General features: G+C 71.8%; 18 protein-coding genes. 9 read left to right on the forward strand and 9 right to left on the reverse strand.

The window, feature by feature from the left end; all coding sequences use genetic code 11:
* Positions 1 to 2 precede the first annotated feature (2 nt).
* Together AC0IW9_RS20255 and AC0IW9_RS20260 are read left to right on the forward strand one after the other, a co-directional pair.
* Complete coding sequence (locus AC0IW9_RS20255) at positions 3 to 239, forward strand: sulfurtransferase TusA family protein (RefSeq protein WP_471650108.1); 237 nt, start codon at positions 3 to 5, stop codon at positions 237 to 239.
* Positions 236 to 1,162, forward strand: a complete 927-nt coding sequence (locus tag AC0IW9_RS20260) for a histone deacetylase family protein (protein WP_471650109.1) — start codon at positions 236 to 238, stop codon at positions 1,160 to 1,162. Before AC0IW9_RS20255 ends, AC0IW9_RS20260 begins: the two co-directional genes overlap by 4 nt.
* 69 nt (positions 1,163 to 1,231) lie before the next feature.
* Here the strand turns inward: AC0IW9_RS20260 and AC0IW9_RS20265 are convergent, their stop codons facing one another.
* The 5 genes from AC0IW9_RS20265 to AC0IW9_RS20285 form a co-directional block, all read right to left on the reverse strand.
* Entirely contained in the window at positions 1,232 to 1,417 is a 186-nt protein-coding gene (locus tag AC0IW9_RS20265; protein WP_471650110.1) for a hypothetical protein, read from the reverse strand.
* Entirely contained in the window at positions 1,417 to 1,977 is a 561-nt protein-coding gene (locus tag AC0IW9_RS20270) for a cytochrome P460 family protein (RefSeq protein WP_471650111.1), read from the reverse strand. Before AC0IW9_RS20270 ends, AC0IW9_RS20265 begins: the two co-directional genes overlap by 1 nt.
* Positions 1,978 to 2,083: 106 nt before the next feature.
* Positions 2,084 to 3,028 (reverse strand): tripartite tricarboxylate transporter substrate binding protein, encoded by a 945-nt coding sequence (locus AC0IW9_RS20275; protein WP_471650112.1) that lies wholly within the window; start codon positions 3,026 to 3,028, stop codon positions 2,084 to 2,086.
* A gap of 146 nt (positions 3,029 to 3,174) precedes the next feature.
* The gene (locus AC0IW9_RS20280; protein ID WP_471650113.1) at positions 3,175 to 3,417 is read right to left on the reverse strand and encodes a hypothetical protein; all 243 of its coding nucleotides are present in this window, start codon (positions 3,415 to 3,417) and stop codon (positions 3,175 to 3,177) included.
* Positions 3,418 to 3,466: 49 nt separating this feature from the next.
* Positions 3,467 to 4,447, reverse strand: coding sequence for a Bug family tripartite tricarboxylate transporter substrate binding protein (locus AC0IW9_RS20285; RefSeq protein WP_471650114.1), 981 nt, complete (start codon positions 4,445 to 4,447; stop codon positions 3,467 to 3,469).
* Between the two features lie 128 nt (positions 4,448 to 4,575).
* Between AC0IW9_RS20285 and AC0IW9_RS20290 the strand changes: the two genes are divergently transcribed.
* On the forward strand, positions 4,576 to 5,820 hold the full coding sequence (locus AC0IW9_RS20290; protein ID WP_471650115.1) for a Zn-dependent hydrolase: 1,245 nt from the start codon (positions 4,576 to 4,578) through the stop codon (positions 5,818 to 5,820).
* Here AC0IW9_RS20290 and AC0IW9_RS20295 read toward each other — a convergent pair.
* Positions 5,817 to 6,563: a VIT1/CCC1 transporter family protein gene (locus AC0IW9_RS20295; protein ID WP_471650116.1), complete on the reverse strand. Its 747-nt coding sequence runs from the start codon at positions 6,561 to 6,563 to the stop codon at positions 5,817 to 5,819. The two genes, AC0IW9_RS20290 and AC0IW9_RS20295, sit on opposite strands and share 4 nt — an antisense overlap.
* Positions 6,564 to 6,699: 136 nt before the next feature.
* Between AC0IW9_RS20295 and tkt the strand changes: the two genes are divergently transcribed.
* The 6 genes from tkt to AC0IW9_RS20325 all read left to right on the forward strand — a co-directional run bounded on the left by tkt (position 6,700) and on the right by AC0IW9_RS20325 (position 12,573).
* Positions 6,700 to 8,748, forward strand: coding sequence for a transketolase (gene tkt / locus AC0IW9_RS20300; protein ID WP_471650117.1), 2,049 nt, complete (start codon positions 6,700 to 6,702; stop codon positions 8,746 to 8,748).
* A gap of 32 nt (positions 8,749 to 8,780) precedes the next feature.
* Positions 8,781 to 9,797, forward strand: coding sequence for a type I glyceraldehyde-3-phosphate dehydrogenase (gene gap / locus AC0IW9_RS20305; protein WP_471650118.1), 1,017 nt, complete (start codon positions 8,781 to 8,783; stop codon positions 9,795 to 9,797).
* A 127-nt stretch (positions 9,798 to 9,924) separates the two neighbouring features.
* Positions 9,925 to 11,121 carry a phosphoglycerate kinase gene (locus AC0IW9_RS20310; RefSeq protein ID WP_471650119.1) on the forward strand — a complete coding sequence of 399 codons (1,197 nt, stop codon included), beginning with the start codon at positions 9,925 to 9,927 and terminating at the stop codon, positions 11,119 to 11,121.
* A gap of 89 nt (positions 11,122 to 11,210) precedes the next feature.
* Positions 11,211 to 11,513 carry a hypothetical protein gene (locus tag AC0IW9_RS20315; protein ID WP_471650120.1) on the forward strand — a complete coding sequence of 101 codons (303 nt, stop codon included), beginning with the start codon at positions 11,211 to 11,213 and terminating at the stop codon, positions 11,511 to 11,513.
* 71 nt (positions 11,514 to 11,584) lie between these two features.
* Positions 11,585 to 12,130, forward strand: a complete 546-nt coding sequence (locus tag AC0IW9_RS20320; protein WP_471650121.1) for an NUDIX hydrolase — start codon at positions 11,585 to 11,587, stop codon at positions 12,128 to 12,130.
* Positions 12,127 to 12,573: a hypothetical protein gene (locus tag AC0IW9_RS20325; protein WP_471650122.1), complete on the forward strand. Its 447-nt coding sequence runs from the start codon at positions 12,127 to 12,129 to the stop codon at positions 12,571 to 12,573. Before AC0IW9_RS20320 ends, AC0IW9_RS20325 begins: the two co-directional genes overlap by 4 nt.
* Positions 12,574 to 12,632: 59 nt before the next feature.
* On the opposite strand, the gene AC0IW9_RS20330 is transcribed toward AC0IW9_RS20325, so the two are convergent.
* The 3 genes from AC0IW9_RS20330 to ftsY are packed head-to-tail and all read right to left on the reverse strand — an operon-like array spanning position 12,633 to position 14,796.
* The gene (locus tag AC0IW9_RS20330) at positions 12,633 to 13,430 is read right to left on the reverse strand and encodes a creatininase family protein (protein WP_471650123.1); all 798 of its coding nucleotides are present in this window, start codon (positions 13,428 to 13,430) and stop codon (positions 12,633 to 12,635) included.
* Entirely contained in the window at positions 13,427 to 13,933 is a 507-nt protein-coding gene (locus AC0IW9_RS20335) for a hypothetical protein (protein WP_471650124.1), read from the reverse strand. Before AC0IW9_RS20335 ends, AC0IW9_RS20330 begins: the two co-directional genes overlap by 4 nt.
* Positions 13,930 to 14,796, reverse strand: coding sequence for a signal recognition particle-docking protein FtsY (ftsY, locus tag AC0IW9_RS20340; RefSeq protein WP_471650155.1), 867 nt, complete (start codon positions 14,794 to 14,796; stop codon positions 13,930 to 13,932). The genes AC0IW9_RS20335 and ftsY overlap by 4 nt, the downstream gene beginning before the upstream one ends.
* Positions 14,797 to 15,135: the final 339 nt, after the last annotated feature.

Below are 15,135 nucleotides of genomic sequence, written 5' to 3' on the forward strand. Positions count from 1 at the left end.
GCATGGTGGAAACATTGCTCGACGTGCAGGGGCTGGCCTGCCCCCTGCCGGTGCTGAAGGCGAACAAGGCGATGCGTGGGCTGGCGCCCGGGGCGGTGCTGGTGGTGCTGGCGACCGATCCGGCCGCGGCGAAGGATTTCCCAGCCTATTGCGGGGAGACCGGCCACGCGCTGCTCGCGGCCGAGGAGAATGCCGGGGTCTGGCGCTTCACCCTGCGCAAGCGGGCCGAGCCGGCATGAGCGTGCTGCTGCTGACCCACCGGGCCTGCCTGCTGCACGAGCCGGGCGAGGGCCATCCCGAATGCCCCGACCGGCTGCGCGCGGTGCTGCAGGCGCTGGACCGGGAGGAGTTCTCCGACCTGATCCGCGACGAGGCGCCGGAGGCGACGGCCGAGCAGCTCGAACGGGTGCATCCGGCGAATTACGTGGCGGCGATCTGCGGCATCCGCCCGGCGCCGGGCGACAGCGTCGCGCTTGATGGCGATACCATCATGAGCGCGGGCAGCGCCGAGGCGGCGTTGCGGGCGGCGGGCGCCGGCGTCGCCGCGGTGGATGCGGTGCTGGCGGGCGGGGTGCGGCGGGCCTTCTGCGCGGTGCGGCCGCCGGGGCACCATGCCGAGCCGGGCAAGCCGATGGGCTTCTGCCTGTTTGCCAATGCCATCGTCGCGGCGCGGCATGCCCAGGCGGCGCATGGCGTGGCGCGGGTTGCGGTGGTCGATTTCGACGTCCACCACGGCAACGGCAGCCAGGCCTGCGTCGAGGGGGATGCGAGCATCCTCTATGCCTCCTCGCATCAATGGCCACTGTATCCCGGCACCGGGGATGCGCGGGAACGCGGCGTCGGCAACATCTTCAACGCGCCGCTGCGGCCGGGCGCCGATGGGGTGGCGTTCCGGGAGGCCTGGGCCCGGCTGCTGCCGGAGATCGAGGCCTTCGCGCCGGGGCTGCTGGTGATCTCGGCCGGCTTCGATGCGCATGCGCGCGACCCGTTGGCGCAGCTGCGGCTGCGGGAGCCGGATTTCGCCTGGCTGACGGCGGAGCTCTGCGGCCTCGCCGAACGGCACTGCGGCGGGCATGTCGTGAGCACGCTGGAGGGCGGCTACGACCTGGAGGCGCTGGCGAGCAGCGCGGCGGCGCATGTGCGGGTGCTGATGCGGGCCTAGGGCGTGATGGCCTGAGGTGAACCACGCGACGAGACCGAGGTCGGTGCCGACAGGAGCGCCGGACCTGGCCTAGTGCCAGCGGAGCAGGCGGGCGTGGCCGTGCTCCGTCCTGGGAAACAGGTCGAAGGCGCGGTCGGCGATGCCGATGGCCAGCGCCAGGACCAGCGCCACCAGCATGACGATGGCCTTGCGCCGCCCGGGCGGGTGGCGGAACAGCCGGGCGAGGCGGATCGAGAGCCGGGCGATCGGGTCCATTACTGCCGCGACTGCACGAAGTCCCAGAAGTTGAAGGCGAAGTCCTGCTGCGGGCGGGTCTGCAAGTGGCAGGTGAAGCAGGCCTCCACGCTGGCGGGGTTGCGGCTGCCGTCGCCGTTGAAGCGGGCGTATTCCCAGGTGCCGTTGCGCTTCTCCGGACCATAGCCCTCGCCCCAGCCGGGCTCCTTCTGCTGCACGCCGATGGCGGCCCAGCCGGGTTCCGGGATGAGGCGGCCCTGCTGGTCCCGCAGCGGCGTGCCATCGGCGGCGAGCCGGGCGCGGTTGTCGGCCAGGATGATGAGCGTGCCCTCGGGCAGCGGCTGGCCGGGCTTCGCCGCGGCGAAGGCTTCCGGGTTCACGTAGAAATTCCGCACGATCTTGCGCTGGGCATTGTCGAGGGTGGCGAAGCGGATGAAGCGGCTCTCCCAGCCCTCCGGCAGGGTGATGTTCTCCGGGCCGGGGGTATAGGCGGGGCGCTGGGCAAGCGCCGTGCCCAGCAGCGGGAGGGCGATGGGCAGCGCCAGGGCGGCCGCCAGCAGCAGGGGATGGGCGCGCGGCATCTTGGGATCCTCCCGGGGAAGGGCGAGTGGACAACGGCCGGAGGCGGGGGCGCAAGCCTTGCCTGCGGCCGGCCCGGATCGCCGCGGACCCTGGCGCCCCACCCGCTCACTCCCGCCAGGGGCTTTCGCGCCAGATCCGGGAATACTCCGCCTGCTGGCGGGCGATCTCGGCGGCGAAGGCCTTGTGGTCCAGGAAGCGCAGCGGCATCGCCTGGCTTTCGGCGACGCGGCGGTAGTCCGGGTCCCGCGTCGCCTCGCCCATGAGCTGCGAGAGCTGGCGGATGACGCTGGGCGGGGTGCCGGCCGGGGCGGCGAAGCCGCGCATGGAGCTGTAGCGGATATCGAAGCCCTGTTCCCGCAGGGTCGGCACCATCGGCGCCCCGGCCCAGCGTTCCGCCGCCATCTGGCCGAGCGGGCGGAACAGGCCGGACTGCATCTCCTCCGCCGCATCGGCCATGCTCAGGCCGGCGACCAGCAGCCCGCCCTGCACCAGGGCGCTGCGCATGGCGGCGGTGCCGCCGTAGGAGACGGCGGTCAGGCTCACGCCGGCCAGCCGCTCCAGCGCCAGCATGCCGAAATGGGCATAGCTGCCGACGCCGGTGGTGCCGAAGCTGACGCCGCCGGGATTGCCGCGCGCCTGCTGCAGCAGGTCGGCCAGGTTGCGGAAGCGGCTGTCGGCGCGGACGAAGATGCCGCCGATGTCGTCGACGAGGTTGGCGACCGGCTCGAGGTCGTCGACGGCATATTGCGCCCGGCGCTCGATCGGGATGGTGACGAGGTTGGGCAGGGTGACGACGCCGATGGTATAGCCGTCGGGCGCTGCCCGGCGGGTCGCCGCGAAACCGATCTCGCCCCCGGCGCCGGGCCGGTTCACCACCACCACGGGCTGGCCGAGGCGCGGTTCCATCCAGCGGGCGATGCTGCGCGCGGCGACGTCGCCGCCGCCGCCGGGGCCGAAGGGGACGATGATGGTCAGCGGGCGATCCGGCCATTCGGCCTGGGCAGGCAGCGTCCCGCAGGCGAGCAGCAGCGCGAGCAGCCAGCGCATCATCCTTGTCTCCATCCCCGGGCTTTGCGGCGACGCTAGCAGGGGCGGCGGGACTTTCCAGCCAAAGGCCGGGAGCGCAGCGTTCCGGGCATGATCAGCCCCGGGCCGACCGGCCCGGTGGGGACGCGAATGGTGACGTGCATCCCCCTTCAGAAGGGGTAGGGGGCGATGCCGCGGCGGCGGTCGTTCTGCCGGTTCCAGCGCTCGAATTGGTCGCGGGTCTGGTCGCGGCGGGCCTCGCTCGGGGCATTGCGGGCGCGCTCGGCGGCCTCCTTCTCGCGCTGGCGGGCCCACCAGGCCTCCAGTTGCCGCTGCCGCTCGGCGGGTGGCGTTTCGGCCGCGGCGGGCGAGGCGGCAAGGGCGAGGGCGATGAGCAGCCGGCGGCGGTGCATCCGATGGATATCGGGAGGCCGGACGGCGCGTGCCAGGGTTCCCCGGCGGCTATTCCGGCTGGATGCCGGCAGCCTCGATCACCTGCCTCCAGCGGGCGCGCTCGCCGCGGATGGTCGCCTCGGTCTGCGCCGGGGTGGTGCCGCTGATCGCCTCGACGCCGGTCTCGGCCATGCGGCGGACCACGTCCGGCTCGGCCAGGACCTGGTTGAAGGCGGCGTTGAGCCGGGCGACGACGGGTTCGGGCAGGCCGGCGGGGCCGGCGATGTAGTTGAAGGCAACCGCCTCGTAGCCCGGCACGGTCTCGGCGATCGCGGGGATTTCGGGCAGCAGCGGGGTGCGCCCGGCGCTGGTGACGGCGAGTGCGACGAGGGCGCCGGAGCGGGTATGCGGCAGCATGTCCGAGATGGTGCCAAAGGCCATGCCGATGCGCCCGGCCAGCAGGTCCCCGGCATAGGCGGCGAAGCCGCGGTGCGGGACGTGCAGCAGGTCGATGCCGGCCATCGATTTCAGCATCTCGCCCGAAAGGTGGTTGCTGGTGCCGATGCCGTTGCTGGCATAGCTGAGGGCGCCGGGGCGGCGCTTCGCCAGGGCGATGAGCCCGGCCACGTCGGTCACGCCGAGCGAGGGATGCACTGCCAGGAGGTTGGGCGCGCGCATGACGCTGACGATGGCGGCGAAGTCGCGGTCCGGGTCATAGGGCAGGCTGCGCATCAGCGACGGGTTCACCATCTGCGTCGCCGGCGTGCCGTAGAGCAGGGTATAGCCATCGGCCGGGCTGCGGGCGACCTGCACCGCGCCGATCGCCGTCGCACCGCCGGGGCGGTTGTCCACCACCATCGGCTGGCCGAGCAGCGGCGCCAGGCGCTCGGCCAGGAGCCGGCCGACGATATCGACCGAGCCGCCCGGCGGGAAGGGAATGACGAGGCGGAGCGGCCGGCTGGGCCAGGGCTCGGGCTGGGCGAGGGCGGGGCGGGCGACCAGCGGCGCGGCGATGGCGCCGAGCAGGGCGCGGCGGGGCAGGTGGGGCATGGGACAGTCCTCCGGTCTCTGGCCTTGTCGGCCTTGCCGCCAGCATGCCCGCTGCGGTGCCGCCTGGACAGGCTCGGGCGGCTGGGACTACAGCCCCGCCAGCGCAACCAGCGGCGGCGGGCATCCTCATGAGCGGCACCAACCAGCGGATCGACGGCAAGCGGTTGTGGGACAGCCTGATGTCCATGGCCGAGATCGGCGCGACGCCGAAGGGCGGGGTGAAGCGGCTGACCCTGACCGAGGTGGACCAGCGCGGCCGCCAGCGTTTCTCGGAATGGTGCGAGGCGCTCGGCCTGACGGTGCGGGTCGATGCCATCGGCAACATGTTCGCCCGGCGCGAGGGGCGGGACCCCAAGCGCCTGCCGGTGCTGCTGGGCAGCCACCTCGACAGCCAGCCCTCGGGCGGGAAGTTCGACGGGGCGCTGGGCGTGATCGCCGGGCTCGAGGTGATGCGCAGCCTCAACGACCTCGGCATCACCACCGAGGCGCCGATCGAGCTGGTGAACTGGACCGACGAGGAAGGCAGCCGCTTCGGCCATTCGCTGATGGGCAGCGGCGCCTGGGCGGGCGTCTATCCGCTGGACAAGGTCTATGGGCTGACCGACGTCGAGGGCGTGACGGTCGAGCAAGCGCTGACCGCCATCGGCTACAAGGGCGCGGTGCCGGCGGCGCCATTCCCGGCGGATGCCTATTTCGAGCTGCACATCGAGCAGGGGCCGATCCTGGAGCGGGAGGGCAGGCAGATCGGCATCGTCACCGGCGCCCAGGCGCAGGTCTGGTACGACGCGGTGGTGACCGGCCAGGATGCCCATGCGGGCACGACGCCGCCTTCCGCGCGCAAGGATGCGCTGGTCTGCGCCGCGCGGATCATCGACCTGGTGGACCGGATGATGCGGGCGCGCGGCGAGGATGGCCGCGGCACGGTGGGCCAGCTGCATGTGCTGCCGAACAGCCGCAACGTGGTCCCCGGCGAGGTGCGCTTCAGCGTCGAATTCCGCCACCCCGATACCGCCGAGATCGGCCGGCTGGCGGCGCAATTCCCGCGCGAGGCGGGCTTCATCGCGCGCGACTGCGGCGTCGGGCTGGTGCTGACCGAGCTGTTCCGCCTGGCGGCGCAGCCCTTCGATGCGGGCTGCGTGGACCTGGTGCGGCAGGCGGCGGCGCGGCTGGGGCTGCCGGCACGGGAGATCGTCTCGGGTGCCGGGCATGACGCGGTCTATGTGGCGCGCAGCGTGCCGACGGCGATGATCTTCACGCCCTGCAAGGATGGGCTTTCGCACAACGAGGCGGAGAGCATCGAGCCGGGCGAGGCGGAGGCCGGGTGCCAGGTGCTGTTCGAGGCGGTGGTGGCGCGGGCGAATCGGCCCCTCTAGCCACCCACCGCCTTGGCCACGACATAGGCGACGCAGGCCGCCAGCCCGCCGATCGCCAGCGTCTGCGCCGCTCCGCGGAAGGCCGGCAGCCCGGTCGCCCGCGCCTTCAGCCAGCCGAAGCCGAACAGCGCCAAGCCGGTCAGCCCGGCCGAGACCGCCAGCGCCGGGCCGGTCTCCGCCATCAGGATATAGGGCGAGAGCGGGATCAATCCGCCGACCAGATAGGCGCCGCCGATGGTCGCGGCCGATTTCGCCGCCCGGTCGGCGGCCGGCTCGGCCAGTTCCAGCTCGAAGCGCATCATGAAATCGACCCAGCGGCGGCGGTCGGCGGCGATGGCATCGCTGGCGCGGGCCAGGGTTTCACCGCGCAGCCCGTAGCGGTGCAGGATGGCCGCGACTTCCCACTTCTCGCGGTCTGGGTAGTCCTTGGTCTCCTGTTCCTCCCGCGCGCGTTCCGCCACGTAGTGCTGGGCATCGGTGCGGGCGGCGAGGTAGCCGCCGAGGCCCATGGCGACGCAGCCGGCGGCGATCTCGGCCAGGCCCGCGGTGACGATCAGCGGATTGGCGGCGACCGCGCCGGAGAGGCCGGCGGCCAGGGCGAAGGGGACGGTGAGGCCATCGGCCATGCCGATGACGAGGTCGCGGATGGTCTCGGAGGCGGTGAAATGCTGCTCGCCCTCGGGCGGGCCGGGTGGCTGCGGCGGCAGCCCCTCGCGGTAGGGGGCAGGGGCGGGGGTATCCATGGCCGCAGGCTAGAGCATGCGGGGCCGGACTGGAATCATCCGGGCGATGAAACTTGCCGCCGCGGGGCGAGGGCCGGGCGGTTGCCCCTGGCGGCCCTGCGCCGTATAGGGCGCGGCAGTCCAGAGGATTACTGTTTTGGCCAGCGTCGAGCCCGATATCCAGCCGCAGTCCAAGCCCAACCCCGCCTGGGCGGCGCAGGCCGCCATCCTGGCCCGGCCGGCCACCGAGGAACGGCGGATGGCGGATGCCATCCGGGCCCTGGCGATCGATGCGGTGGAGCAGGCGAAGTCCGGCCACCCCGGCATGCCGATGGGCATGGCCGATGTGGCGACCGTGCTCTTCACCAAATTCCTGAAATTCGACGCCGCCGACCCGCGCTGGCCGGACCGCGACCGCTTCGTGCTCAGCGCCGGGCATGGCTCGATGCTGCTCTATGCGCTGCTCAACCTCACTGGCCATGACGGCATGGGGATCGAAGAGCTGAAGCGCTTCCGGCAGCTGCATTCGCCGGCGGCGGGGCACCCCGAGTTCGGCGAGCACCCGGGGATCGAGACCACCACCGGGCCGCTGGGCCAGGGGATCGCCAATGCGGTCGGCATGGCGCTGGCGGAACGGCTGCTGGCGGCGCGATTCGGCAAGTCCCTGGTGGACCACCGGACCTGGGCCATCGCCGGCGACGGCTGCCTGCAGGAAGGCATCAGCCATGAGGCGGCCTCGCTGGCCGGGCATCTGCAGCTCGACAAGCTGACGGTGCTGTATGACGACAACCAGATCACCATCGATGGCGATACCAGCCTCTCCTTCACGGACGACACGCTGAAGCGCTTCTCCGCCTATGGCTGGGCGGTGCGGCGCGTCGATGGGCATGACCCGGCGGCGGTGGCCTCGGCCATGGCCTGGGCGATGCGGGTGAACAAGCCGGTTTTGCTGGCCTGCCGGACCATCATCGGCTTCTCCGCCCCGACCAAGGCTGGCACCGCGGGCAGCCATGGCAGCCCGCTGGGCAGTACCGAGGCGGCGGCGGCGAAATCGGCCATGGGCTGGAACTACCCGCCCTTCGAGGTGCCGGAAGGCCTGCGGGCCAGCTGGGAGACCGCCGGCAAGCGGGGCGGCGGCACCCGCCGGGCTTGGCTGAAGCGCCTGGCCAAGCACCCGATGCAGGCCGATTTCGAGCGCGCCATCGCCGGCCGCCTGCCGGAAGCCTGGCACGAGCCGCTGGCCGCGCTGCGGGCCAAGACCGCCGAGGACATGCCGAAGATCGCCAGCCGCATCGCCAGCCAGCGGGCCTTGGAGGCCCTGGTGCCGGCGGTGCCGGAGATGGTGGGCGGCTCGGCCGACCTCACGGGGTCCAACAACACCAACGTGAAGGGCATCCCCGCGGTGGTGCGGGGGAATTTCGCCGGGCGCTACATCCATTGGGGCGTGCGGGAACACGGCATGGCGGCGGCCATGAACGGCATGGCGCTGCATGGCGGGATCATTCCCTATTCCGGCACCTTCCTGGTCTTCGCCGACTACATGCGGCCGGCGATCCGCCTCGCGGCGCTGATGCGCCAGCGCGTCATCCATGTGCTGACGCATGACAGCATCGGCCTCGGCGAGGATGGCCCGACGCATCAGCCGGTCGAGACCCTGGCCGGGCTCCGCTGCATCCCGAACCTGGCGGTGTTCCGCCCGGGCGATGCGATGGAGACGGCGGAATGCTGGGAACTCGCGGTGAAGCGGGCGGATGGGCCGAGCGTGCTGGCGCTGTCGCGGCAGAACCTGACCCCCTTCCGCACCGACAGCGGCGAGAATCGCTGTGCCCGCGGCGGTTACGTCGCCGAGGAGGCCTCGGGCGAACGACGCGCAACCTTGATCGCCACTGGCTCGGAAGTGCCCTTGGCCCTGGTTGCCCGCACGGCGCTGGAGGCCGAAGGTATCGCCACCGCGGTGGTGTCGCTGCCGTGCTGGGAACTCTTTGCCGCGCAGGACGCCTCCTATCGGGACCAGGTCCTGGGCTCGGCGCTCCGCGTCGGGGTCGAGGCGGCGGTGGGCTTCGGCTGGGAACGCTGGCTGGGTCCGGACGGGATCTTCATCGGGATGGGGGGCTTCGGTGCTTCCGCCCCGGCGGATGACCTGTTCCGCCATTTCGGGATCACGCCGGATGCCGTCGTGGCGGCGGTGAAGAAGCGCCTTGGGTAGTTTGGCTTAAGCAGAAAGAAGGAAGTCGGGACATGGCCGTAAAGGTCGCCATCAACGGGTTCGGGCGCATCGGGCGCCTGGTGCTGCGGGCGCTGATCGAAAGCGGCCGGACCGATGTGGAATGCATCGCGATCAACGACCTCGGCAGCGTCGAGGCGAATGCGCACCTGTTCCGCTACGACAGCGTGCATGGCCGCTTCCCCGGCGAGGTCGCCGTGGACGGCAACAAGATCATCATCAGCGCCAATGGCCGCCAGTACGCGCCGATCGTGGTCAGCGCCGAGCGCGACCCGACCAAGGTGCCCTTCCAGGGCGTCGACGTGGCGCTCGAGTGCACCGGCATCTTCACCAGCAAGGAGAAGGCCTCCGCGCTGATCCAGGCCGGCGCCCGCAAGGTGCTGATCTCGGCCCCCGGCGACAATGCCGATGCGACCATCGTCTACGGCGTCAACCACCAGACGCTGACCAAGGACATGACGGTCGTCTCGAACGCCTCCTGCACCACCAACTGCCTGGCGCCGGTCGCCAAGGTGCTGCACGACAACTTCGGCATCCTGCGCGGCTACATGGTCACCATCCACGCCTATACCGGTGACCAGAACACCGTCGACACGCTGCACAAGGACCTGCACCGCGCCCGCGCGGCGGCGGTTTCCGCCATTCCGACCAGCACCGGCGCGGCCAAGGCGGTGGGCCTCGTGCTGCCGGAGCTGAAGGGCAAGCTGGACGGCACCGCCATCCGCATCCCGACGCCGAACGTTTCGCTGGTCTCCCTCGACGTGAACCTGAAGAAGGAAGGCGTCACGAAGGAGGACATTAACGCGGCGATGAAGGCGGCCTCCGAGGGCGCGCTGAAGGGCATCCTCGCCTACAACACCGCGCCGCTGGTCAGCATCGACTTCAACCACAACCCGGCGTCCTCGACCTTCGATGCGACGCAGACGGCGGTGGTCGATGGCGCGATGGCGCGGGTGATGAGCTGGTACGACAACGAGTGGGGCTTCTCCAACCGGATGAGCGACACCGCCGCGCTGTTCGGCAGCCTGTAGGAAAGAGAAGGCCGGGGAGAAGGTATTCTCCCCGGACCCCTCATCTATTTCTATTAGTTAACTAATAAAAAAAGGAGGGGGGCGGGGGAGTTCGCTCCCCCGTCTTGCTTCCTTCCGGAGCCCTTCGATGCCCCGCTTCCGCACGCTCGACGACCTCTCCCCCCAGGGCAAGCGCATCCTGCTGCGCGCCGACCTGAACCTGCCGGTTAAGGACGGGGTCATCACCGACCGGACGCGGATCGACCGGCTGGCGCCGACCATCAAGGAACTGGCGGACAAGGGCGGGCGGGTCATCGTCTGCTCCCACTTCGACCGGCCCAAGGGCAAGCGCGTCTCCGAGATGTCGCTGCAGCCGATGGCTGCGGCGCTGTCGGCGGCACTGGAGCGGCCGGTGGCTTTCGTCGACGACTGCGTCGGCCCGGCGGCCGAGGCCGCGGCGGCGGCGCTCAAGGACGGCGAGGTCCTGCTGCTGGAGAATACCCGCTACCACGCCGGCGAGGAGAAGAACGACCCGGCGCTCTCGGCCGGCCTGGCGAAACTGGCCGATGCCTATGTGAACGATGCCTTCTCCGCGGCCCATCGCGCCCATTCCAGCACCGAGGGCGTGGCGCATCTGCTGCCGGCCTATGCCGGACGGCTGATGCAGGCGGAGTTGGAGGCGCTGGATGCGGCGCTCGGCACGCCGGCGCGGCCGGTGATGGCGATCGTCGGCGGCGCCAAGGTCAGCACCAAGCTGGACCTGCTGGGCAACCTGACGAAGAAGGTCGATGTGCTGGTCATCGGCGGGGCCATGGCCAATACCTTCCTCGCGGCGCAGGGCCACGCCATGGGCAAGTCCCTGCAGGAAGCGGGCATGTACGACACGGCACGGGAGATCCTGGCCGGGGCCGCGGCGGCCAATTGCGAGATCATCCTGCCGACCGACCTGGTGGTCGCCTCCGCCTTCGCCGCGCATGTGCCGACGAAGGAGGTGAGCGTCGATGCCGTGCCGGCCGAGATGATGGCGCTCGACGTCGGGCCGGATACGGTGGCGATGATCGAGAGCCGGCTGCGGCAGGCGAGCACCCTGGTCTGGAACGGCCCGCTCGGCGCCTTCGAGACGCCGCCCTTCGATGCGGCGACGGTCGCCATCGCCCAATCCGTGGCGGGGCTGACGCAGTCGGCCGGGCTGAAGTCGATCGGCGGCGGCGGCGATACCGTCTCGGCACTGAAGCATGCCGGGGTGGCGGAGCGGATGACCTATGTCTCGGCCGCCGGCGGCGCCTTCCTGGAATGGCTGGAGGGCAAGACCCTGCCGGGCGTGAAGGCGCTGGAAGCGGCCTGACCGGCGGCGGTTAACGCCGGCGGAGGCTCTGCGTCGCCGGTGACCAAAGCTTACTGGACAGTTAACGGGCGCTGCCGCCAGGGTGCGGCATGCGCATCCGTCCGGTCGCCCCTGCTCCCCGTCCCTGGTTCTTCGGCGCGACCGAAACGCCCTTCACCCCGAATTCAGCTTTGCAGGCGACTATCCTGCGCATGATCAGCACCAATGCGCTCGCCGCCTTCACGACGCAGGTGGCCCCGACCCGTCCGGCCACGCCGGTGCGGGGAGTCTCGCCCGGTGCTTCGGCCGCGCCGGCCGGGGATGCCCAGCCGCCGCAGCTCAAGCTGGAGTCGGTGCCCGCGGCGCCGTCGCGGCCGCTGCCACGGGGCTCGCTGCTCGACCTCCGGGTCTGAAGCGGCTGATCGCCGGCGGATGCATGCCGGGGATGCTTGCGTAAGCGCCGGGCGCCGCGCATCTTCTGCGCATGGCTGCCTTTGTCCGGACCATTCCCGAAGGCGATGACCGCACCCGGCTGACCTGCCAGGACTGCGGCTACGTCGCCTATGAGAATCCGAAGATCGTCGTCGGCAGCGTCGTCGACGTCGGCGGGCAGATCCTGCTCTGCCGCCGGGCGATCGAGCCGCGCCGCGGCTTTTGGACCCTGCCGGCCGGCTACCTGGAAATGGCCGAGACGGTCGAGGAAGGCGCCATGCGCGAGGCCTGGGAGGAAGCCCAGGCGCGAATCGCGCTGGAAGGCGTGCTCGCGGTCTATTCCATCGCCCGGCTGGGGCAGGTGCAGGTGATCTTCCGCGCCGGCCTGGCCGAGCCCGGTTTCGCCGCCGGGCCGGAAAGCCTGGAGGTGCGGCTCTTCGACTGGGACGACATCCCCTGGGAGGAGATCGCCTTCCCGACCGTCCGCTGGGCCCTGGAGCGCTGGCGGGAGATGGAGGGGCTGCCCCTGGGGGCGCCGTCGATGAATCCGCCGGAGGATGCGCGGGGCACCCAGCCGCTGACGGGGGCGGGACTATGAGGTGGACGGTACCGATCCTGCTGCTGGCCTTGGGAACGCCGGGGGCCTGGGCTCAGGATACGCCGGATCCGGCGGCGCCCAGCGTGGCCTCGCCCAGCCCGGCCTCACCAAGCCTGGCCTCACCCCGGCCGGCAACCGCGCCACGCCGGCCGCGGCCGCCTTCTGCGGCCAAGCCGCCGCCGCTGGAGATCGCCAAGCTGCCGCCGCAGTTGCAGGCGCCGCGGCATTCCAATGCCCAGGCCGGGGTGCGGGCGCCGGTGCCGGACCGCAACCTGGACGCCCCGCGGGTCATCCCGCAGGACCGGGCCAGCCTGGGCCCCAGCATCATCAACCGCAACCTGCCCGGGCGGGGCCAGGCGGCCGATGGCGCGCCGAACCTGCTCGAGGACAAGCTGTTCCGCCCGGCGCCCGGCGCCCGGCTGAACGTGCCCTTTTCCTTCTAGAGCGTGATCGTCCGAGGTGGACTCACCGAAGGACGTGAATGACGCGCCAGGACAGAGACCTATTGCGGCCTGAGGCCGCGGCCGGCATCCCAGACCGGGTCCGGCGTGGTCCAGAGGACCGGGTCGCGCATGGCCGCGGCGATCGCCTTGGTCACCACGGCGAAGATCGCCTCGCCCTTCTCGGCCGTGGCGGCGCGCGGGTCGCCGCGGACGCCGGTGCGCGGGGCGCGCTCCTCGAAGGAATAGAAGCGCTGGAAGCCGGCGGGCGGGTTGGGCGGCGGGTTGGACAGCGCCGCCTCCAGCCTGTCGGTCCGGACCTGGGTGGCGTCGAGGGCCAGCCAGAGCGCCGTCTCGCCCTCGCAGGCGTGCTGGATGCCGGGCTGGGTGGTCAGGATGCCGGCGATGGCGGCCGAGGCCGCCTGCGGCCAGGTGGTGGTGACGATGGGGATGCCGAATTCCACCGCCAGCTCCCGCCCCGCGACCGCCAGCGGGTCGATGTTGCCGCCATGGCCGTTGACGATGAGCAGCTTGCGGAAGCCGTCGGCGACAAGGGAGCGGACGATGCAGCGGAGCACCGCCTGGAAGGTGGCATGGTCCAGGGTGATGGTGCCGCCGAAGGGCAGATGGTGCTCGGACAGGCCCAGCCACATCGGCGGCAGCACGGCGACGGGCAGGTCCTCGGCCACGGCGGCGGCGGCGCGCAGGGCGAATTCATGGGCGCAGGCGCTGTCGGTCCAGACCGGCAGGTGTGGGCCATGCTGTTCCAGGCTGCCGATGGGCAGGACCACGAGGGCATCCCGGCCGGCGAGGGCCTTGAGTTCGGGGCCGGTCATGCGGTCCCAGCGGATCTCGGTCATGGGGGCGTTCCTGTCAGGGGAGCTTGGGCCAGGGGACTTTGCGCACGGGCGATGGCGGCCATGGCCTCGGCCACCGTTTCCCGCACCGCGATATCGGTGGCGAAGCGCAGGCCGGTGACGACGATGGCGGCGCGGGCGCCGGCGGCATGGCGTTCCTCGGAGGCGCGGACCAGCACGATGCGGTCGCGGGCGAGGTAGGTATGGGCGCCGTTCAGGTCGGTCAGCGGCACCAGCGGCAGGCCGGCGGCGATCAGGCGCTGCGCCACGGATTCGAGCGGCTCGCTGGAGCGCTGCTGCACGAAGGCAGTGGTATCGAGGATGGTGGTGCCTTCCAGCCGCGCCACCCGCACCACCTGCCGCGCATTCAGCCGCACCGGGGCGCCGCCGCTGCTCGGCAGGATGTCGATGAAGCGCGCCGCCGGTTCCGTCGCCCCGGCCGGCCTGGTGCGTGTCCCGGCGAGGGCCAGCAGCAGGGCGGCGCGGCGCGGCAGCACCGGGCTCACGAAAGGCCCAGCAGGCCTTGCGCGTAATCCTTGGCGGCGAAGGGCCGGAGGTCGCCGGCCTTCTCACCGACGCCGACGAAATGCACCGGCAGGCCGAATTCCTGAGCCAGCGCCACGACGACGCCGCCCTTGGCGCTGCCATCCAGCTTGGTGACGGCGAGGCCGGTGACATCCACCATCTCGCCGAAGACTTTTACCTGTTGCACGGCATTCTGGCCGGTGGTCGCGTCGAGCACCAACAGGACCGAGTGCGGCGCGGTGGCGTCGACCCGCTTCATCACCCGGATGACCTTGCGCAGTTCTTCCATCAGGGCGGACTTGTTGTGCAGCCGGCCGGCGGTATCGACCAGCAGCACCTGGGTGCCGTCGGTGCGCGCCGTGGTCAGCGCGTCGAAGGCGAGGCCGGCGGCGTCGGCGCCCTGCTTGGCCGGGGCATGCACGCGGGCGCCGGTGCGGTCGCCCCAGATCTGCAATTGCTCGACCGCGGCGGCGCGGAAGGTATCGCCGGCGACGAAGGCGCAGCGCAGCCCCTGGTCGCGGTACTGCTGGCCCAGCTTGGCGATGGTGGTGGTCTTGCCGGTGCCGTTGACGCCGACCACCAGCACCACATGCGGGGCACGGGCGGTGTCGATCGGCATTGGCAGGGCGACCGGGCCGAGGATGGCGGCGATCTCCTCGGCGAGGGCCGCCTTCACCTCCTCGTCCGTGACTTCCTTGCCGAAGCGGGTGCGGCGGAAGCTGGCGACGATGCGGCCGGCGGCAGCGACGCCGAGGTCGGCGGCGATCAGCGTCTCCTCCAGTTCCTCCAGCGCCTCCTCATCCAGGCGGCGCTTGCGGAAGAGCGAGGTGACGCTGTCGGTCAGCCGGGCGGTGGAGCGGGAGAGCCCGGTCCTGAGGCGGGAGAACCAGCCGCCGGGGGCGCCGGGCTCGGGCTCCGGGGCAGGGGGCTCAGCCTCGGCGGCCTCGCGGGCCTCGACCTCGCGCAGCGCCGCGGCATCCTCGTGCGGCGGCAGCACCTCCTCCTGGAAGGGCTCGGGCGGCGGTGGCGGCGGCGGGATCTCGCGCGAGGCGGGCACGGTATAGGGCGCCGGCGCCGTGGGCTGGGGCGGCTGCGGGATATTCGGGGCGGCCGGGGGCGGCAGGCTCGGCGCGCCCTGCGGCGGCGCCGGCTCCGGCAATTGGCCGGGCGGCGTGGTGAGGGG

This window comes from Belnapia sp. AC561, assembly GCF_979252845.1.